The sequence below is a fragment of the Polynucleobacter sp. UK-FUSCHL-C3 genome, from assembly GCF_040409815.1.
Lineage (GTDB): Bacteria > Pseudomonadota > Gammaproteobacteria > Burkholderiales > Burkholderiaceae > Polynucleobacter.
On the sequence record NZ_CP099959.1, the window covers coordinates 628678 to 648869 of the forward strand.

Here is a 20192-nt window from a genome sequence, read left to right on the forward strand (position 1 = left end):
AAAAAACTTATTTGTGACTGTAATAAAAGTATGCCCCTTGATACTAAGGAGCTGGGCCTTCCTGTCCATACGGCTTTGTGCCGGCAAGAGGTAGGTCAATTTCTGAATGCGCTCAATGAGCCTGAGGCGATTGTTGTTGCTTGTACTCAGGAGCGGGCCTTATTCTCAGAACTAGCTACGCAGGCCGAGAAGCCTCTGATTGCCCCCCTAAAGTTTGTCAATATTCGTGAACTTGCGGGCTGGACGCAGGAGGCAGATAAGTCGACGCCCAAGATTAAGGCTTTACTCGCTTTATCGGATCTATCGGAACCAGATGCTGTGCCTGTGGTTGATTACAACAGCGAAGGTCGGCTACTAGTGATCGGCCCTGGCAAGACCGCCTTTCAATGGGCAAATAAATTAGGTGACAGCTTGCAGGTCAGTGTTTTATGTACTGAGCCTGGGTCATTACCAACCGGACGAGACTACCCAACTTTCACTGGGAAGGTGACTCAGTTAGAAGGATATCTAGGACAGTTCAAAGCCAAGTGGGATTTAAAGAACCCGATTGATCCGGAGATGTGTACGCGTTGTGGTGCGTGCGTCTCAGTTTGTCCTGAAAATGCCATCGACGCATCCTTTCAAATCGATCTAAATAAATGTAAGTCCCATCGGGCATGTGTGACCGCGTGCGCTAGCATCGGCGCAATTAATTTTGAGCGTACTGATCAAGCGCGTGAGGGTGAGTTTGATCTCATCCTAGATTTACAAGAAATCCCCAGCATTCAGATTAGTCAAAAACCACAGGGCTATTTTGCACCCGGCTCGGACCTCTTCGAACAATCAATGGCTGCTAGTCAATTGATCGGCATGGTCGGAGAGTTTGAGAAACCAAAATACTTCTCATATAACGACAAGATATGTGCGCATGGACGCAATGGTCAGGTAGGTTGCTCCGCTTGTATTGATGTTTGTTCTACGAAGGCAATTCAGTCTACGTTCAAAGATGGCCAAGGTAAGGTCGAAGTTAATCCTAATTTATGTATGGGTTGTGGAGCATGCGCGACCGTTTGTCCATCGGGCGCGATGCGTTACAACTACCCCAGCGTTGCTTATCAAGGTAAACAAGTAAAGACCTTGGCGCAAACGTATTTAGGGGCTCTAAAAAGTACGAAAGCCGGCGATGCTGCTCCAAGTTTATTGATACATAGTCAAAAAGCCGGTACCGCTCTCTTAGATCACCTCGGACGCGCAGCCCGCTTGCGCGCCAAGGAAACCACCGGCCTGCCAGCGTTTGTTATTCCATTAGCGGTTGAGCACATTGCCTCGACCGGAATTGATTTATGGTTTGGATCCTTGGCCTATGGCTTTGGGGAAATACTACTTTTGCTAAGCGGTGACGAGGACCCTGGCTATCGATTAGCGCTTACTGAACAGGTAGATCTGGCTAACTCAATATTAGTAGCGATGGGTTACAGCAAACGCATTCAGTGCATCATTGCAAACTCCAGTGAGGATATTGCACCGGTTAGCAAAGTCATGTCTGAACTGCGCCAGCGTAAGGCTCACAAATTACTTGCGAACCCTGCAAGTTTTGCGCTTTCTTTACAAAAGCGTGAGACCTTGGAAACTAGTTTGGAGCACCTTTTGCAATTTGCGCCCCAAGCCTTGCCTGCAGAAGGGGTGCCATTGCCGGCTCATTCGCCACTGGGCGGTTTGATCGTCAATAAAGATGCTTGCACATTGTGTATGTCCTGCGTGGGCGCTTGCCCCGAGGGTGCATTACTCGACAATCCCGATGAGCCACAGCTGTCCTTTATTGAGAAACAGTGCGTGCAGTGCGGACTGTGTGAGCAAACCTGCCCGGAGAGCGCCATTACGCTGAGCCCACGCTTGCGTTCGATTGAACACCGTAAAGAAAAAGTAACCCTCAATAAAACCGAACCCTTCCATTGCGTTAGTTGTGGCAAGGCCTTTGGAACCCTAAAGATGGTGGAGTTGATGTTGGGCCGCATTGGTTCCCATCAAGCATTTTCTGGAGAAGCACTGGATCGTCTAAAGATGTGTAGCGATTGCCGTGTCGTTGATATGATGAAAAAAGAGTTGTGATCGAACGAATGACTAAAAACGAAGCAGACCAAAAAGCCGAACTGAGCCAAGAGGGCCTTGCAGAAGATCTAGCACGCGCTGATCTATACGGTCTTCTAGCCAGTTTATTTTTTCAGCCACCCGATCAAATCATGTTGGATCAGATTGTTGCCTCGGGCAAGCAAGAAGGCGGCCAAACTGGTGAGGCGCCCCTTGAGGATGTTTGGATGAACCTCATGGGGGCTGCAAAAAACAGTAAAGCACTCGACTGGAAGGTCGAGTACGACAATAGTTTTCTAGGGGTTGGTAAACCCAACGTGTTTTTGTATGGCTCCTTTTACATGGCAGGCCATCTTCATGAAAAACCACTTCTAGAAATTCGTCGATCTCTTCAACAATTTGGGCTTGAGGCCTCGGATTCGATAAGCGAGACCGAAGACCATATTGCAGCCTTGTTCGAAGTCATGCGGTATCTGATTGCCGGAGAGGATGTCGAGGTTTCAAACCTTACAAATCAAAGGGTCTTTTTCAATGACCATATTCGTCCTTGGTTCGATGATTTGTGCGATGCAATTGATGCAGATCAAGAAATTCATCTGTACAAATCAGTTTCTGCCCTAACACGCGAGTTTTTGGCGGTCGAGGGTCAGAGTTTTGACATGATTTAGGCAATTCCTATCAGGGTGATTACCCCTTTCTTTAAGGGTAAGTCCTAGCCTACACATATATGCAAAACCTAACACAAATACTGTAATTCCAATACACTCACTCTATTGCAACGCAGTAACTATATTCGTATAAAGGAATATTTATGGATAGCAAAAAGCCTCTCAACGCAGATCAAAGCGCTAAACCTTCTCGCCGCAAATTTTTCATTGGAGCGGGTGCAACTGTCGGTGCTGCAGCGCTTGTGTCCCAGACACCAATCGGTCAGGCGCTGGTGCAAGAAGTAGGTACCGCAGTAGCAGGCAGTAAGGATGGATATCACCTGACCGCACACATCAAGAAGTATTACGAAACAACGCTCGTTTAATTGAGCGTTTTCTTTTTCTGAACTTTATTTAATTACGCACTCTCGCAGGAGTCTCACAATGAGCTTAATTCGCAAATCAAACTCAACATCGAGCCAAATTCCCTCCCAACTGATTGGTAGTTTGTCTCGCGGTCTTCGTGCCGCTGTGCCAACCATGGATCGTCGAGCCTTTTTAAAGCGTTCCGGTATCGGCGTCGGCGCTGGTATTGCAGCCACTCAATTGAATATGTTGCAAAAGGCTAATGCCGCTGATCCGAAGACAGCAATGCTCGATGGGAAGGGCAAGATTGAAGTTAAGCGTACAGTTTGCTCGCACTGCTCAGTAGGTTGCTCCTTTGATGCAACTGTTGAGAACGGTGTTTGGGTTCGTCAGGATCCAGTGTTTGAGTCACCAATCAATATGGGCGGCGCATGTGCCAAAGGCGCAGCGTTACGTGAGCACGGTCATGGCGACTATCGCTTACGTACCCCCATGAAATTAGTAGATGGCAAGTATCAAAAGATTTCTTGGGATCAGGCCCTTGATGAAATTTCTGCCAAGATGAAAGAGCTTCGCTCTAAGTACACCCCGGATTCGATTTTCTTCATTGGTTCATCAAAGTACAACAACGAGCAAGCTTATTTGCTTCGTAAGTTCGTTTCGTTCTACGGTACTAACAACACCGACCACCAGGCACGTATTTGCCACTCCACCACAGTTGCGGGTGTTGCGAATACATGGGGTTATGGTGCGATGACTAATAGCTATAACGACATGATGAATTCCAAAGCAGCGTTATACATTGGTTCCAATGCTGCTGAAGCTCACCCTGTATCGATGTTGCATTTGCTGCATGCCAAAGAGAATGGTTGTAAGGTAATCGTGGTTGATCCACGTTATACCCGTACCGCTGCGAAATCGGATCAGTATGTCCGTATCCGTTCGGGCACAGATATTCCTTTCCTGTTTGGTGTTCTTTATCACATCTTCAACAACGGTTGGGAAGATAAGAAATACATCAATGATCGCGTCTTTGGAATGGATGACATTCGTAAAGAGGTGATGGAGAAGTGGACCCCAGCAAACGTTGAAGAAGCTTGCGGTGTTCCAGAAGCTCAAGTCAAAAAAGTTGCTGAGACCATGGCTAAGAGCCGTCCAGGTACGATCGTCTGGTGTATGGGTCAAACCCAACATACCATTGGCAATGCGATGGTTCGTGCATCGTGCATCCTCCAGTTAGCCTTGGGTAATATCGGCGTATCTGGCGGCGGTGCAAACATTTTCCGCGGTCACGATAACGTACAGGGCGCTACTGACGTTGGTCCTAATCCAGATTCTTTGCCAGGCTATTATGGCCTTGCCGCTGGATCATGGAAACATTACGCTGCTGTTTGGGGTGTGGACTATGACTGGATCAAGGGTCGTTATGCCCCTGACATGATGGAGAAGTCTGGTACTACTGTATCGCGTTGGGTTGATGCGGTGCTTGAGAAAGACGACATGGTCGATCAAGCAACTGCTGTCAAAGGCGTGTTCTTCTGGGGCCATGCACCAAACTCCCAAACCCGTGGTTTGGACATGAAGCGTGCCATGGATAAACTCGAATTACTCGTGGTAGTTGACCCATATCCAAGTGCTACAGCGGCGATGGCGGCGATGCCCCCAGCTGCTGGCGGTGCTGTTAATAAAAATCGTGGCGTTTATCTATTGCCAACCACCACTCAGTTTGAGTGCGTTGGTTCGGTTACAGCATCTAACCGTTCGATTCAATGGCGTGAGAAAGTAATTGACCCATTATTTGAGTCGGTACCTGACCACGTCCTCATGCAAGCATTTGCTGACCGTCTTGGTTTCGGTAAAGAACTGTCTAAGAACTTCAAGATGATGGATTCGAAGTTTGCTGGCAAGACCTGGAAAGAGCCAGAGATTGAATCGATCCTGCGTGAGATTAATCAAGCAGTTTGGACGATTGGTTATACCGGTCAGACACCAGAGCGCCTTAAAGCTCACATGAGAATGATGAGCGTGTTTGATCCGAAGACATTGCGTTCACGTGGTGGTAAAGATCCAGTGACTGGATACGATACTGCCGGAGATTACTTTGGTTTGCCATGGCCTTGCTACGGCAATGCCGCATTGAAGCATCCAGGATCACCCAATCTGTATGACACCAGTAAGCACGTGATGGATGGCGGTGGTAACTTCCGCGCTAACTTCGGTGTTGAGAAAGATGGTAAGTCACTGCTAGCTGCAGATGGTTCTTACTCGAAGGGTGCTGATATTAAGACTGGCTATCCTGAGGTAGACCACGTCATGCTGAAGAAACTCGGCTGGTGGAATGAATTGACAGAAGATGAGAAGAAGGCGGCCGAAGGTAAAAACTGGAAGACCGACCTCTCTGGCGGAATTATTCGTGTCACCATGAAGAACCATGGTTGCCATCCATTCGGAAATGCGAAAGCACGTGCCGTGGTGTGGAACTTCCCTGATGCTATTCCAATTCACCGCGAGGCGCTATACAGCACACGTCCTGATATGGTTGCGAAGTACCCAACCCATGATGACGTGAAGACCTTCTGGAGAATGCCAACTCTCTTTAAGACCGTTCAAGATAAAAATACGGCTGATAAGTTACATGAAAAGTTCCCAATCATTCTGACCTCCGGTCGTTTGGTTGAGTACGAGGGTGGAGGCGAGGAGACGCGTTCGAACCCATGGCTTGCAGAGTTGCAACAGGAGAACTTCGTTGAGATTAATCCTAGTGCTGCCTCACGTCGTGGCATCAAGAACTGGGACTTTGTTTGGGTTAAATCTCCAACAGGTGCCAAGATCAAGGTGCGCGCATTAGTAACCGAGCGTGTTGGACCAGACACAGCGTTCGTACCATTCCATTTCTCGGGATGGTGGGAAGGCAAGGACTTGCTCGACTTTTATCCAAAGGGGGCGTATCCAGTCGTTCGTGGCGAGGCAGTGAACACCGCTACAACTTATGGTTATGACCGCGTCACGATGATGCAAGAAACCAAGACCACGATCTGTGAGATCGAAAAGGTCGCTTAATTAACACCGCATAGTCAGGAGATCAAAAATGGCAAGAATGAAATTTATCTGCGACGCAGAACGGTGTATTGAATGCAACGGTTGCGTCACAGCATGTAAAAACGAGAACGAAGTGCCTTGGGGTGTAAACCGCCGGCGCGTCGTTACGATTAATGACGGCATTATTGGTGCTGAGAAATCCATCTCGGTAGCCTGTATGCATTGCGCTGATGCGCCTTGCATGGCGGTTTGCCCAGTGGATTGCTTCTATCGTACCGATGAGGGTGTTGTTCTGCATAACAAAGATACCTGCATTGGTTGCGCCTATTGCTCGTATGCCTGCCCATTTGGTGCACCTCAGTTCCCAAGTTCCGGAACCTTTGGATTGCGCGGCAAGATGGACAAGTGCACATTCTGTAGTGGTGGTCCCGAGAAAAACGGTAGCGTTGCTGAGTTTGAGAAGTATGGCCGCAATCGTTTGGCAGAAGGTAAGTTGCCACTGTGTGCTGAGCTCTGCTCTACCAAGGCATTAATTGGTGGTGATGGTGATGTGATTGCGGATGTATTCCGTACTCGTGTTGTCAAGCGTATGGCTGCTGGTAAGAATGCGGGTGCCGATGTATTCGGTTGGGCAACTGCTTATGGTAAGCCAGGTGCACCAGCACCTGCAGCTAAACCAGCTGGAGGTAAGTCATGAAATTAGCCCTCGTGGGTTCCCTCGTTGCAGCCTCACTCTTGGTGGGCTGTAACGAGTCGGGCATGAGTGCCTCTAAGCGTCCGGATGTAGCTCCTTACATGGGCGCTGATAATGGGTTCATGGCAAAGGGTTGGAAGCCAGGCGATCAAGCTAGCTGGAGTGCTGAAATTACCAAACGTAATCAGTCTCAGTCGGAATATAGCCGCATCAAGTAAACGATTACTCCATCACGTATTGTTTTGAAGGAAGCCCTCATGAACTCATCATTGAGCAGAATTGCTCGCGTTTTGCTTTTGACCGTTGGACTTGCTACAGCAGGGGTTACTGCTGCTCAGCAAGGAGCGCAATCACCTACTCCCCAAAAGGTGGAGTCAGTCAACATCATGGATGTCGGCCGTGCCCCGAATGCCACATCACAAGCAGCAGTTGAAGCCGGTAAAAATCAACCGGGTAACAATGCTCCTATTTGGAGAGCAGTGAATAGCGAAACAATTAATTACGTTTCTATTCCTGGTGCAGAGAATGGTGTATTGATCCAGAAAACCGGTCAAGAATGGCGCTTAATTCGTAATGGTGTAATTACTGTGTACGGTGCATGGCTACTCACTTTTGTATTTTGTGCGATTGTTGCTGTGTTTATTCTGAAGGGTTCAATTAAGTTGCATGAGCCAATGTCCGGTAAGAAGATTCAGCGCTTTACCTTGCTAGAGCGCATTACCCATTGGACTATGGCTTTCACCTTTGTGGCCCTTGCCCTTACCGGAATATTAATTTTGTGGGGCAAGTATTTCTTATTGCCGCTTATGGGCCCTGGTCTATACGGACCATTTTTACTAGCCTGTAAGAATATTCATAACTTCGTTGGACCTGCATTTACGGTCAGCATTCTAGTTTTCTTCATTTTGTTTGTGAGACGTAATCTCCCAGAACAGGGTGATTGGGAATGGGTTAAAGGTTTGGGTGGCTTGCTTACAGGAAAGCATATCCCAGCTAATTTCTTTAATCCTGGTGAAAAAATGTTGTTCTGGGTGCTCCTAGTAATCCTTGGCTCGATTGTTTCAGCTTCAGGTTGGGTGCTTAATATGATTGTGCCGTTTATTCAAATTGAGTACTTCCGTGGCACGATGCAAATAGCTAATATTATCCATAACGTTGGCTCTATTCTGATGGTAGCAATGGCGCTTGGTCATATGTATATTGGCTCAATCGGTATGCAGGGCTCATTGGATGGGATGCGCACTGGAAATTGTGACGAAACTTGGGCTAAAGAGCATCATCAACGTTGGTATAACAAATTAGGAAAGGGTTGATTTAATGAAAAAGCTAATGATTAGCGCTGTTTGCGCACTCGGAAGTTCTGTAGCCCTTGCTGCGCTTCCTCCGCCAACTCCACAACAAGCAGAGGCAGCCAACCTCGCAAAAGCGAAGACTGCCCATGCAGGCGCTGTTGGAAATTTTCAGTTATGCCAATCGATTAATGCGGTTGCGATGAAGTACAAAAAAGCAGGTACTCCAGACCCTGCACCATGTGTTGCGCCGCCACCATTCGTAGCTCCAGTGACCGCCGCTGCACCGGCACCGGCTCCAGCTGCTGCCCCTGCCAAGAAATAAGCCCAGCAGGTAGGCAAACCAAGATCCCCAAGTTTTATCTTGGGGATTTTTTTATCCCAACTCGGGATTGAGGGTATATCGCCCCATGATTTGAGCATTACCCAGAATATGACGCTGAAGTGCTGCCAGTGCAGTTTTGCCATCAAAAATCCCACCTAAAGCGAGGGATGGGGTGTCTAGGGCGTAGATCGTAAAAATGTAGTGATGCCAGATACTGTCATTCCAGGGAGGGCAGGGGCCATCGTAGCCAAAGTAATTACCCTTCATTTCTGCATCGCCTGAAAACCATACGGTGTAATCATTAATACCATGAGCGCCACCAATGGGCGTATCGGGTCCTGGCTTGCCTTTGGGGCTAACCTCTGAAGAAAGCTTACCAGCGGGGATCTCACGAACATCCTTTGGGATATCGACCAGAACCCAGTGAAAGAAATCAATTCGGGGCAAAGAAGCCGGTACCGTTTTACCCTCTTGGTTCACATCATCGGGCTTGGAAGGTACGTCAGGATCATGGCAAATGATGGCAAATGATTGGGTGCCAGCGGGCACATCATCCCATACTAAATGGGGATTGCGATTAGAGCCTAAGCAAACATGGCCACGATCATTCGGGATACAAAAGGCAAATTCTCCGGGTATCAACTCACCATTCTTAAAGCTATTGCTAATCAGGCGCATAGAGGTCTCCTAGTGATGACGATAGATAAAGCTATTGTGCAATAAATTCTCGGGCTAGGAACTTGGTAGCCTCTTTACTTTGAGGGTTTTTAAAGAATTGTTCAGGCGTGGCGATTTCTAGGATTTGGCCATCTTGCATAAAGAGCACCGTATTGGCTAAGCGTTGGACCTGAGCCATGTTGTGGGATGCAAATATCACCACCTTAGATTCTTGAGCCAATTGCATCATCATGGCCTCAACATCATCGCTTGCATTTGGATCTAGATTAGCGGTGGGCTCGTCGAGCATGACTAATTTGGGATTTTGTAAACGGGCTCGTGCGAAGCATAATTTTTGACGCTCACCCGCAGACAGTTTCTGGGCGGGATTATTTGCTAGATGACTGAGGCCTACTCTCGCTAGCGCTTGATCAATGTCAGCATCACTCACGGCAATATTGGTGTCACGTAATAGTTTTAGATGCTCGCGCACACTTGCCTTGAGCATAGGGGTGTAGTGCAAGACCAATGCACTTTCATGTTTATCAAATGGGCTTACACAGGATCCCGCATCAGGTTTAATCAAGCCATGGATAAGGCGCAATAAGGTGGTTTTGCCGGCTCCATTGGGGCCAACCAAGGCAATCATGCCGTTCATGGGGATCTCAATGTGATTAGCACTAAAGATCGAACGCCCATCGGCAAACACCTTCGTTTGGTCTAGTGTTAAGAGTTTATCCATAACGACGCTCCGCAATTTGGCGCACTACAAATATGAAAATATTTGCCAGTAAGACAATGCCGAGGAGCACAATGCCTAGAGAGAGCGCTAAAGCAAGATCACCCTTGCTGGTCTCTAAAGCAATCGCTGTGGTCATGGTGCGGGTAACCCGATCAATATTGCCACCCACAATCATTACAGCACCCACTTCGGAGATGGCTCTAGCAAAACCCGCTAGGATGGCAATGGTGAGGGAGAAGCGACAGTCCCAAATCAGCCATTTAAGGCGCGCAAGGGGCGGTAGACGTAAGGCCATAAATGGCTCCCGATGAACCCTCCACGAGTCTTCTAAGATCTGACGGCTCAATGCAGCAATAAGTGGGGTCGTAATAAAAAACTGGGCAACGATCATCCCTTTAACTGTAAATAACCAGCCCCATTCGCCAAAGGGACCGCTACGCGATAGGATTAAATAGACCAAGACCCCGACGATCACCGTGGGTACCCCCATTAGGCTATTGAGGATCACAATAGCCACCTTCTTACCAGCAAACTCTTCAGTAGCTAGCCATGCGCCCAAAGGAAGTCCGATGAGGGTTCCAAGAATGAGGGCGGTTAAGCTAACCTGGATCGAGGTTAGAACGATCCGAATGATTGCGGAGTCAAGCTGGGCCAGTAAGGAAAAGGCGTCGACAAATGCTTGGTACATGATTCTTGGATAGCGTTCCTATCAGTGAAGTCTTGTGATTCTAACAAGCCAATCAAAGCAACGTGGGACGACAGTGGCACAATCAGGGAATGGAATATACCGTCTGCGTTTTCTGTGGCTCACGGCCTGGTAAGAACCCCAACTGGGCCTCTGCGGCACAAGATCTGGGTTGCCAAATTGCCGGTCTTGGTTGGCGTCTCGTTTTTGGTGGGGGAGGACGGGGCTTAATGGGCGAGGTGGCGCGTGGCGCACTTTCTTGCCAAGGAAAAGTGGTTGGGATCATTCCAGGTTTTCTGACGGAGGCTGAGCCAGTTTTAGAAGGGCTTCACGATCTCCATGTGGTGGAGAACATGGTTGAACGCAAGGAGATGATGATTGAACTCTCCGATGCCTTCGTAGTGCTTCCCGGTGGTATTGGTACCTTTGAAGAGTTGTTTGAGGTTTGGACGGGTAATCACATCAAGGCTTATACCAAGCCCATTGTTCTTGTTAATCTCGAGGGGTTCTACGATGGCTTACTTGCATTCGCCAATGAGGTTCGTAAAGAAGAGTTTCTGATTGAGCAGCACTTTACCCATCTGAAGGTGGTTAACTCAGTCACTGAAGCAATTGCCTTATTGCAGGAACAGGCACACTAAATTACGATCATTACAACTATGGCAGAAGTTATCTGTTTATGTAATCAAATTTGGGATGAAGATTTGCGTGAGTATCTCGCAAATCATGAGATTAATTCGATTGAAGAGTTGCGGGAAGAAGCATCGATTTGTAATAAATGTATGCAGTGTGAAGAACTGGTACAAGCAGAAATCTATCATGCGCGTATGAAACGCTAACCAAGGTGGCGTAAGCTCTTAGAGAATACGGCACACTTGGCCTCACCGCTATTGTAAGAACTACAAACTAATATGTTTTATAGGATAAATATTTTCCGGATAGAACAACTTGTACACGATCTCCTTTAGGATCTGGCTCACGCTGAATATCCATCGAGAAATCAATCGCACTCATAATGCCATCCCCAAACTCTTCATGGATTAATTCTTTGATTGTGGTTCCATAAACACTAACGATTTCGTACCAGCGATAAATGAGGGGATCAGTTGGGACTGCAGTGGGCAAGGATCCTTTGTACGGCACAATTTGTAACCAGGCCATTTCTTCGTCAGTCAAATCAAATAACTTGCCAGCCGCTTCAGCTTGCGCTTTGGTAAAGGTCATTTGACCTAGGCAGCCTGCTGTTACCCATTCTTTAGACTCGCCAATCGACTTGGCGATATCAGCCCATTTGAGCTTTTTCTTGACTTTAGCTTCAATAATTTTTTGGGTTACAACGTCACGATTCATCATATAAAAACTCCTTAATTAATTTGAATGGATGGATTAGAGGTGAGATTATCTTTACCAGGACGCACAAGTTTGGGCTTGAGACGTTGCGTGATATCAGTCACATTACTAACGGGGCTGCCAGTGCTAGCAGCCTGCTGTACTAATTTAGAGCGATGTACCAAGAAATCGACTAAATGATTGCGCATAGGGTAGTACATCGGGTCATGATGCATCGTGGCACGTTCCCGGTTTTTGGGAAGAGTGTTTTCAACAATCTCGGCGATGCGCGCGTTAGGACCATTGCTCATGAGCATTATCTTGTCCGATAGTAAAATAGCTTCATCAACATCGTGCGTAATCATGAACACAGTTTGCTTGGTAGATGAGCAAATTTTGAGGAGTTCATCTTGAATGACGCCGCGCGTCAAAGCATCTAAGGCGCCAAATGGCTCATCGAGCAAAAGCATTTTTGGCTCAATCGCAAATGCCCGGGCAATCCCCACGCGCTGTTTCATGCCACCAGAGAGTTCTGCTGGTCTTTTATGCTTTGCCGCAGATAGACCAACCAGATCGAGGTATTTCTCAGAATGTTCCTCAATCTTAGCTTTAGGCCAGTCGGCAAACTTTGACTTCACTGCAAAATTAATATTTTGAAGAACGGTCATCCACGGCATTAAGGCATGCCCTTGAAAGACAACCCCGCGCTCTAAACTGGGGCCTTTAATTTCTCGACCGAGCATGTAGGCATAGCCTGAGCTTGCTTCCTCTAATCCTGCTAGAACATTTAGGATGGTTGTCTTACCACAGCCAGAGTGGCCAATGATGCAAACAAACTCTCCTTGAGCAATATCAAAGTTAACATTCTCAAAAACAGGGGCAGCGCCTGGCACATAGGTTTTAGAAAGACCTTCAACTTTTAAAAACTCATGATTAATCTGCATAGGTCACCATCTTTTGGAGTTTTGCGAAGAACATATCCAGTAGCATGCCTACAAAGCCAATCACCACGATGGCAAAAATGACGCTAGAGATTGCTAAGTTATTCCACTCATTCCAGAGAAAGTAGCCGATCCCGGTGCCGCCAACTAACATCTCTGCAGCCACAATGACTAACCACGCAATACCCATGGAGATTCGCATTCCAGTGAGGATTGTTGGAGCGGTCGCCGGCAAAATTACTTTGAAGGCCTTTCGTAAGGGGCTCACCTCAAGCGTCTTGGCTACATTCAGTAATTCTTTACGAACACTGGCAACCCCAAACGCAGTATTAATCAACATCGGCCAAATCGAACAGATAAAAATGACGAATACGCCTGATATGGATGAGTCCTTGATCGTATAGAGTGCAATGGGCATCCAAGCAAGTGGCGAAATGGGTTTTAAGATCTGGATAAAGGGATTAAAGGCCGCCGATAGAAGGGGTGACATACCGATTAAAAATCCTACTGGTAAAGCAACTAAAAGAGCTAATAAAAATCCTAAACTGACTCGCCCTAGTGAGTAGGCCAGCTGAATGCCAATACCCTTATCGTTTGGACCTTTGTCGTAAAACGGATCAGACAACTGCTTATAAAAGGTCTCACCCATTTGACTTAAGGTTGGAAATCCTGACTTCATTTCTGCAGGCACATCCTTACTTCCTTTGCCCATTAGAAGGTCATACTCGGATTGGGAGCTTGTGGGATTGGCAATGACAGTGGCCTCCGATTTACCCGAACCAGATTTTGGCATTGTCGCTAGATGCCAAACCGATAACATCATGAAAAATAGGATGATCGAGAGGACAGCTCCTTTGATCTTGATAGAAACCTTATCCATTACTAGCTCTTGGAGATGGCAAAGGATTTGCTATACGCTGCTGCTGTAGCCGGGTCAAACTCTTTACCCATTATTCTGAACTTCGGATTTCCTGTGTTTGCCTTAGCTTGCGCAGTGATTGGTGCATTGGTTTCTTGCATGTATTTCTTCGCATCCGTTAAGAGGAATACTTTCTCGGAAATGTCTTTGTAATTAACATCACCCTTGACATAACCCCAACGTTGCATTTGTGTGAGCATCCAAGTCGCCATTGAATACCATGGAATTGGATTGAAATCGATGCGGTCTGGTACGTTTTGAACATTTCCTAAACCATCGGCAAACTTTCCGGTAAGCACTTGCATAACTACGGTTTCGGGTTGGTTGAGATAATTCTGTGGAGAAATCACTTTCGCAATTAAGGGACGGTTTTCTGGATTACGTGCCATGGTCGATGCATTAATCACAGCGCGATAGAGTGCAGCAAAGGTATTGGGGTTCTTCTTAATAAATTCTTCGGAAGTACCAAATGCACAGCAGGGGTGTCCATCCCAAATATCTTTAGTCAAAATTGTAATGAAGCCAACTTCGTCATAGACCGCCCGTTGGTTAAACGGATCAGGCCCTAAGAAGCCATCAATGTTGCCTGCTCGCAAATTAGCAACCATCTCAGGTGGAGGCGTTACCCGAATCTGGATATCTTTATCAGGATCAAGACCCGCTTGCGCTACGTAATAGCGCAACAAGAAGTTATGCATCGAGTACTCAAAGGGAACTGCAAACTTCATCCCTTTCCACATCTTAGGGTCACGTTTATCTTTGTGCTTATTGGCTAAGGTAATAGCTTGCCCATTCGTATTCTGGATTGTTGCTACCCGCATTTGCCTTGGGTCGGAGCCTAGGCCCATCGACATTGAAATTGGCATCGGTGATAAAAAGTGTGATGCGTCATGCTCCCTGTTGAGCATCTTGTCACGTATTAAGGCCCAACCAGCGGTCTTGTTCAGGGTGACATTTAAACCTTGTTTTTTATAAAAACCCAAGGGGTCAGCCATGATTAGTGGGGTAGCACAGGTAATTGCAATGAAGCCAATGCTGAGATCTTTTTTCTCTAGCGGCGCCTTCTCTTGCGCCATCGCTTGTAAGGAGCCAACAGGTAAGAAGCCTGAGAGGGCGCTCATCGCACCACCAGTTCCTACAGCTTTTAAGAATGCACGGCGACGGGCTTCTTGCGGAAAGAGTGCTTTTACTAGGCTAGCTTCAATGAAGTTAGCACTATCTTCCTCAACATCAGCTTTACGTAACTGAGCAGCGAGGTGCTCTGACTCAGAGGCGTGTTGGCCACAACTACAACGGTTGCTAAATAAAGGGCGATCAGGATCAAACGGCTTATGAATACTCATTGCAGGCTCCTTAAAAAGTTGGTTACTCACTCTCATGCAAAAAACGTACCAACCCCATCGTATTGGGCACTGCAAGGGCTTGTTGAGTATTAGCGCTTAGTTCTTGTGCGCGTACAGACTAGATTCACGCTATTGGTGCAGTTTTTGCACCAGACTAGCTAGATGGACTGCATTTGCCTTAGATTGGCAATCTCACTGTCCGAATAGCCCAGCTCTTTTAGGATGGCAACCGTGTGCTCACCCACGCTGGGGATCTTATCCATACGGTATTGATAGGCGTTATTAAGCCCGGGTGGAAGCAAGGCAGGCATTTGCCCCCTCGGGGAGTCCACCGATACCCAGCGTTGCCGGGCTTTGAGTTGCTCATGATCCCAAAACTGATGCATATCATTTAAGGAGGCATTCGCAATCTGTGCTGCATCGAGTTTGGTAATCACCTGCTCGCTCGTTAAGCTTGCAAATCGGTCCAAGATAATTTGTTGCAGCTCAATACGGTTCTCATTACGCTTGAAGTTCTTCTCAAAGCGCGGGTCCTTGGCTAATGCGGGCTGATCTAACACTTTTTCACAAAAGAGTTCCCACTCCCGTTCATTCTGCAAACCCAGCATGATCGTTTTACCGTCACCTGCTTGAAATGGACCATAGGGATAAATCGTGGCATGCGTTGCCCCAGTTCGGGGTGGGGGTGATGCGCCATCGGTACTGTAGTACATGGCATACCCCATCCACTCGCCAAGAGCTTCTAGCATAGACACATCAATTACCGACCCCTTACCGGTTTTCTGGCGCAGCAATAACGCTGCCATGATGTTGGTATAGGTATACATACCCGCCGCAATATCAGCAATCGAGATACCCGCTTTACTCGGCTCATCCGGAGTGCCCGTAATGGAGAGGAGACCCGCCTCACTCTGAATAAGAAGGTCGTATGCTTTCTTATCTCGGTAGGGGCCATCCTCACCATAGCCTGATAGATTGCAATAGATCAATTGTGGATTGATGGCTTGCAGTGCTTCAGGGCTTAAACCCATGCGTACTGCAGCACCTGGGGCTAGATTTTGAACAAAGACATCAGCCGTTTGTAATAGTTTCTTGAGGATCGAGAGTGCAGCATCTTGCTTGAGATCGAGGGTCAAACTTTCTTTAGAGCGATTGACCCAGGCAAAGTGCGATGACATCCCCTTGGCCCGTTCATCATAATGACGGGCAAAGTCACCGGCACCAGGACGCTCAATCTTGATAACGCGCGCCCCTAAGTCAGCAAGTTGGCGTGTCGCAAAAGGTGCGGCAATGACGTGCTCTAGGGCGACGATTGTGATGCCATCTAATGGACGCATGCGTAAGGAACTCTAGTTAGAACGAACGGGGCAAACCAAGCAAATGCTCTGCAACGTAGGAATAAATCAGATTCGTTGAGATTGGCGCTACTTGGTAGAGACGGGTTTCTCTAAACTTACGCTCGACATCGTATTCACAGGCAAAACCAAAGCCTCCATGAGTTTGCATGCACACATTCGCAGCCTCCCATGAAGCCTTTGCAGCGAGATATTTCGCCATATTGGACTCGGCGCCGCAGGGCTCATTACGATCGAAGAGTTCACAGGCCTTAAAGCGCATGAGATTTGCCGCTTCGGTCTCAATATAACTATCCGCAATCGGAAACTGGATTCCTTGGTTCATACCGATGGGGCGATCAAAGACCACCCGATCATTAGCATACCGTCTAGCACGATCAATAAACCAATAGGCATCACCAATACACTCAGCTGCAATTAAGGTGCGTTCTGCATTGAGGCCATCCAGAATATATTTAAAGCCTTGACCCTCGGTACCGATTAAGTTCTCCGCGGGGATTTCGAGATTGTCAAAGAAGACCTCATTGGTTTCGTGATTTACCATGTTTGCAATCGGACGAACTTCCATCCCCTTGCCAATTGCCTGATGAAGATCAACGATAAAGATGGACATGCCCTCTGATTTTTTCTTAACGTCTGCAAGTGGAGTGGTGCGGGCTAGCAAAATCATTAAGTCAGAATGCTGAATCCGAGAGATCCAAACCTTCTGCCCGTTGATTACATAGCGATCACCTTTTTTGACGGCAGTGGTCTTGAGCTTCGTCGTATCAGTCCCTGTAGTTGGTTCAGTAACTGCCATACTTTGTAGGCGAAGTTCACCAGAGGCAATTTTTGGGAGGTACAGTTTCTTCTGCTCATCAGAGCCGTGGCGCAGCAAGGTACCCATGTTGTACATCTGACCATGGCATGAGCCCGCATTACCGCCTGAGAGATTAATTTCCTCCATGATCACCGAGGCCTCTGCGAGACCCAGACCAGAGCCGCCATACTGTTCGGGGATCAAGGCTGCCAGCCAGCCAGCCTCAGTAATGGCATTCACAAAGGCTTCGGGGTAGCCTCGCTCGTGATCGACCTGTTGCCAGTATGCGGAGTCATAGCGGGAGCATAAGTCGCGCAGTGCCTCGCGCATTTCTTGATATTGATCGGGTTTTGGAATGGGGTGAGTCATAAGAGCTTAGTTGATTAATTTATTGCTGATATCAATAGTTTAAGCTAGATACTTATTTGGTTAATGGGCTCATTGCAATGCATCAAATTCTTTCTGGAATCCGTGTCTTAGAGCTAGGGCAATTAATTGCAGGGCCCTTTGCTGCCAAGACTTTGGCTGATTTTGGGGCGGAGATTATTAAGGTGGAATCCCCTCAAGATGGTGATCCCTTGAGGAAGTGGCGCATGATTCATGAGGGCACTTCGGTATGGTGGCAGGCTCAATCCCGTAACAAACAATCCATTTGCATTGATTTGCGAGTGAAAGAGGGACAAGACATCGTTCGCCGCTTAGCCAAAGAGGCCGATGTGCTGATTGAGAACTTTCGACCGGGCACCATGGAGAAGTGGGGGATGGGTTGGGATGAGTTGCATCAACTCAATCCTAAGTTGATCATGTTGCGCATTTCTGGTTATGGTCAAGATGGACCGCGACGGGATGAGCCGGGCTTTGCGGCAATTGCCGAGGCAACGGCAGGCCTACGCTATCTTACAGGTCACCCGGGGGATGTACCAGCACGCGCCGGTTTGTCCTTGGGTGATACGATCGCCGGTTTACATGGTGCCCTTGGTGTATTGCTAGCGCTCTATGAGCGTGATGCTAGGGGTGGCAAAGGCCAAATGATTGATGTGGCTTTATACGAGGCAGTGTTTAATTTAACCGAGAGCTTATTACCCGAATACCATGTATTCGGAGCGGTGCGCCAACCTGCTGGAGGCGCATTACCTGGGATTGCCCCGTCGAATGCTTACCCATGCGCAGACGGACAATATATTTTGATTGCCGCCAATGGCGATTCATTATTTAAGCGCTTCATGGAATTCATTGGGCGATCGGATTTAGCCCATGATCCTGACTTAGCCAGAAATGATGGGCGAGCAAAACGTGCCGATGAGATTGATCAGATCATCGGGCAGTGGACACAAACCCAATCCATTGATCAGGTCTTAAACGCATTGCAAGAAATCGCAGTACCGGCAGGGCGTATTTATACGGCAAAGGATATTGCAGAGGATCCACACTATCGTGCTCGCGGCGTGATTGAAACGATTGAAAGTGCTAATGGACTTAAGGTGGAGATGCCCGGAATCATTCCGAAATTATCTAATAATCCTGGCGCCATTCGTCATCGCGCACCCACATTGGGTGAGCATACGCAGACGATTCTTCAATCGATTGGCCTGAGTGCAGAGCAAATTAAAGCCCTAAAAGAGGCTGGCGTCCTAAATTAATGGAAGCGGTGCTTCAAACCCTGTTGGATTGGTTTGGAATGCCTACAGTGGGTCTACCCGCTGTATTTATCGTAGCAACTGTTTCGGCAACCTTAATACCGATGGGTTCCGAGCCCGTGTTGTTTGCTTATGTGAGTCTCAATCCACAAGACTACTGGTTAGCAATTGCAGTTGCCACAGTAGGCAATACGATCGGGGGAATGATTAATTGGTGGCTGGGACTCTTGGCACGAAATACCTATGAATCACTGAAAGGTGAAACGAACTCTCGAGCACAAGCTTGGTTAGAACAGAAGGGGCCACCAATGTTATTGCTGTCATGGTTACCCGCGATAGGCGACCCTCTGTGCCTAGTTGCCGGCTGGCTCCGCTTTAATTGGCTGCAATGCTTGATTTTTATGGCGATTGGCAAACTACTGCGCTACATCACCCTAACGTGGCTTCTCACGGAGATACCGAAAGAGTTTTGGGAGGGGATTGGAAAGCTTATTGGCCTATAAGAATATGATGTTAGTTTTAGTTGGTAATGGAAGGATAAAAAAATGATCTTAAAAGGAAAAACAGCACTCGTTACTGGATCCACTAGCGGAATCGGTTTGGCAATGGCTAAAGCAATGGCTAAGCAAGGTGCCAATGTGATGATGAACGGTTTTGGTGATAAAGAGGCTGCTATTGCTGCGGTGAAGGCCTATGGAGTTGCGGTGGATTATCACGGCGCCGACATGAGTAAGCCCGATGAGATTGCTCAAATGATTACTGCGACCGAGAAGCGCTTTGGCTCGATTGATGTGTTGTTAAACAATGCGGGCATTCAGCATGTTGCTAATGTGGAAGATTTTCCCATCGATCGCTGGGATGCGGTGATTGCGATTAATTTAAGTTCAGCGTTTCATGCTACGCGTTTAGCACTCCCCGGAATGAAACAACGCAATTGGGGACGGATCATTAATATTGCCTCGGTCCACGGCTTGGTAGCCTCCATGCAAAAGGCTGCTTATGTGGCAGCGAAGCACGGCATCATTGGCTTAACCAAAGTGGTCGCATTAGAGACCGCTAACACCGGCGTGACCTGTAATGCGATTTGTCCAGGATGGGTATTGACACCATTAGTACAAAAGCAGGTGGATGCTCGTGCCGAACGTGTAGGAATTTCTAATGACGCCGCAAAGCATGCCTTGGTTTCTGAGAAACAGCCATCTGGCGAGTTTGTTAAACCAGAACAATTAGCCGCTCTCGCAGTCTTTTTATGCGGACCGGATGCCTCTGAAGTGAGAGGCGCTGCCTGGAATATGGATGGTGGTTGGACTGCACAATAACGCTTACTCCTTAAATAAACAATAAGAAGAAGGTAAATT

The 20192-nt window shown here is 47.6% G+C and carries 22 protein-coding genes; 13 read left to right on the forward strand and 9 right to left on the reverse strand.

Features of this window, described 5'->3' with window-relative positions; all coding sequences use genetic code 11:
- The first annotated feature begins 30 nt into the window (after window positions 1-30).
- The 8 genes from NKE59_RS03065 to NKE59_RS03100 all read left to right on the forward strand — a co-directional run bounded on the left by NKE59_RS03065 (window position 31) and on the right by NKE59_RS03100 (window position 8427).
- Entirely contained in the window at window positions 31-2088 is a 2058-nt protein-coding gene (locus NKE59_RS03065) for a 4Fe-4S binding protein (protein ID WP_353439478.1), read from the forward strand.
- Between the two features lie 8 nt (window positions 2089-2096).
- Window positions 2097-2735 (forward strand): molecular chaperone TorD family protein, encoded by a 639-nt coding sequence (locus tag NKE59_RS03070; RefSeq protein WP_353439479.1) that lies wholly within the window; start codon window positions 2097-2099, stop codon window positions 2733-2735.
- Window positions 2736-2878: 143 nt separating this feature from the next.
- Complete coding sequence (locus tag NKE59_RS03075) at window positions 2879-3100, forward strand: formate dehydrogenase (RefSeq protein WP_353439480.1); 222 nt, start codon at window positions 2879-2881, stop codon at window positions 3098-3100.
- 58 nt (window positions 3101-3158) lie between these two features.
- Window positions 3159-6140 carry a formate dehydrogenase subunit alpha gene (locus NKE59_RS03080; RefSeq protein ID WP_353439482.1) on the forward strand — a complete coding sequence of 994 codons (2982 nt, stop codon included), beginning with the start codon at window positions 3159-3161 and terminating at the stop codon, window positions 6138-6140.
- Window positions 6141-6168: 28 nt separating this feature from the next.
- On the forward strand, window positions 6169-6816 hold the full coding sequence (fdh3B, locus tag NKE59_RS03085; RefSeq protein ID WP_353439484.1) for a formate dehydrogenase FDH3 subunit beta: 648 nt from the start codon (window positions 6169-6171) through the stop codon (window positions 6814-6816).
- On the forward strand, window positions 6813-7031 hold the full coding sequence (locus NKE59_RS03090; RefSeq protein WP_353439486.1) for a hypothetical protein: 219 nt from the start codon (window positions 6813-6815) through the stop codon (window positions 7029-7031). The genes fdh3B and NKE59_RS03090 overlap by 4 nt, the downstream gene beginning before the upstream one ends.
- 39 nt (window positions 7032-7070) lie before the next feature.
- Complete coding sequence (locus NKE59_RS03095; protein ID WP_353439488.1) at window positions 7071-8126, forward strand: formate dehydrogenase subunit gamma; 1056 nt, start codon at window positions 7071-7073, stop codon at window positions 8124-8126.
- Between the two features lie 4 nt (window positions 8127-8130).
- Window positions 8131-8427, forward strand: coding sequence for a hypothetical protein (locus NKE59_RS03100; protein WP_353439490.1), 297 nt, complete (start codon window positions 8131-8133; stop codon window positions 8425-8427).
- Window positions 8428-8478: 51 nt separating this feature from the next.
- Here NKE59_RS03100 and NKE59_RS03105 read toward each other — a convergent pair whose 3' ends face one another.
- Genes NKE59_RS03105 through NKE59_RS03115 form a run of 3 tightly spaced genes read right to left on the reverse strand, consistent with a single transcriptional unit; the run spans window position 8479 to window position 10514 of the window.
- Window positions 8479-9105 carry a YbhB/YbcL family Raf kinase inhibitor-like protein gene (locus NKE59_RS03105; protein ID WP_353439492.1) on the reverse strand — a complete coding sequence of 209 codons (627 nt, stop codon included), beginning with the start codon at window positions 9103-9105 and terminating at the stop codon, window positions 8479-8481.
- Between the two features lie 31 nt (window positions 9106-9136).
- Complete coding sequence (locus tag NKE59_RS03110) at window positions 9137-9826, reverse strand: ABC transporter ATP-binding protein (RefSeq protein WP_353439494.1); 690 nt, start codon at window positions 9824-9826, stop codon at window positions 9137-9139.
- Window positions 9819-10514, reverse strand: a complete 696-nt coding sequence (locus NKE59_RS03115; RefSeq protein WP_353439495.1) for an ABC transporter permease — start codon at window positions 10512-10514, stop codon at window positions 9819-9821. Before NKE59_RS03115 ends, NKE59_RS03110 begins: the two co-directional genes overlap by 8 nt.
- Window positions 10515-10603: 89 nt before the next feature.
- Between NKE59_RS03115 and NKE59_RS03120 the strand changes: the two genes are divergently transcribed.
- The gene (locus NKE59_RS03120) at window positions 10604-11152 is read left to right on the forward strand and encodes a TIGR00730 family Rossman fold protein (protein WP_353439497.1); all 549 of its coding nucleotides are present in this window, start codon (window positions 10604-10606) and stop codon (window positions 11150-11152) included.
- Window positions 11153-11170: 18 nt separating this feature from the next.
- Window positions 11171-11350 (forward strand): hypothetical protein, encoded by a 180-nt coding sequence (locus tag NKE59_RS03125; RefSeq protein WP_353439499.1) that lies wholly within the window; start codon window positions 11171-11173, stop codon window positions 11348-11350.
- A 67-nt stretch (window positions 11351-11417) separates the two neighbouring features.
- On the opposite strand, the gene cynS is transcribed toward NKE59_RS03125, so the two are convergent.
- From cynS to NKE59_RS03155, 6 genes are all read right to left on the reverse strand, one after another.
- Entirely contained in the window at window positions 11418-11861 is a 444-nt protein-coding gene (gene cynS, locus NKE59_RS03130; RefSeq protein ID WP_353439894.1) for a cyanase, read from the reverse strand.
- Between the two features lie 14 nt (window positions 11862-11875).
- On the reverse strand, window positions 11876-12784 hold the full coding sequence (locus tag NKE59_RS03135) for an ABC transporter ATP-binding protein (RefSeq protein ID WP_353439500.1): 909 nt from the start codon (window positions 12782-12784) through the stop codon (window positions 11876-11878).
- Entirely contained in the window at window positions 12774-13661 is an 888-nt protein-coding gene (ntrB, locus tag NKE59_RS03140; RefSeq protein WP_353439502.1) for a nitrate ABC transporter permease, read from the reverse strand. The genes NKE59_RS03135 and ntrB overlap by 11 nt, the downstream gene beginning before the upstream one ends.
- Before the next feature lie 2 nt (window positions 13662-13663).
- Window positions 13664-15043: an ABC transporter substrate-binding protein gene (locus tag NKE59_RS03145; protein ID WP_353439504.1), complete on the reverse strand. Its 1380-nt coding sequence runs from the start codon at window positions 15041-15043 to the stop codon at window positions 13664-13666.
- Window positions 15044-15201: 158 nt separating this feature from the next.
- A complete protein-coding gene (locus NKE59_RS03150) occupies window positions 15202-16380 on the reverse strand; it encodes a CaiB/BaiF CoA-transferase family protein (protein WP_353439506.1) in 1179 nt (392 codons plus the stop codon).
- Between the two features lie 16 nt (window positions 16381-16396).
- Window positions 16397-17566, reverse strand: a complete 1170-nt coding sequence (locus NKE59_RS03155; protein ID WP_353439508.1) for an acyl-CoA dehydrogenase family protein — start codon at window positions 17564-17566, stop codon at window positions 16397-16399.
- Window positions 17567-17643: 77 nt separating this feature from the next.
- Here NKE59_RS03155 and NKE59_RS03160 point away from each other — a divergent pair, with 77 nt between their 5' ends.
- The 3 genes from NKE59_RS03160 to NKE59_RS03170 are packed head-to-tail and all read left to right on the forward strand — an operon-like array spanning window position 17644 to window position 20153.
- Window positions 17644-18837, forward strand: coding sequence for a CaiB/BaiF CoA-transferase family protein (locus NKE59_RS03160; RefSeq protein ID WP_353439510.1), 1194 nt, complete (start codon window positions 17644-17646; stop codon window positions 18835-18837).
- A complete protein-coding gene (locus tag NKE59_RS03165; RefSeq protein ID WP_353439512.1) occupies window positions 18837-19337 on the forward strand; it encodes a YqaA family protein in 501 nt (166 codons plus the stop codon). Before NKE59_RS03160 ends, NKE59_RS03165 begins: the two co-directional genes overlap by 1 nt.
- A 42-nt stretch (window positions 19338-19379) precedes the next feature.
- Window positions 19380-20153 carry a 3-hydroxybutyrate dehydrogenase gene (locus tag NKE59_RS03170; protein WP_353439514.1) on the forward strand — a complete coding sequence of 258 codons (774 nt, stop codon included), beginning with the start codon at window positions 19380-19382 and terminating at the stop codon, window positions 20151-20153.
- Window positions 20154-20192 lie beyond the last annotated feature (39 nt).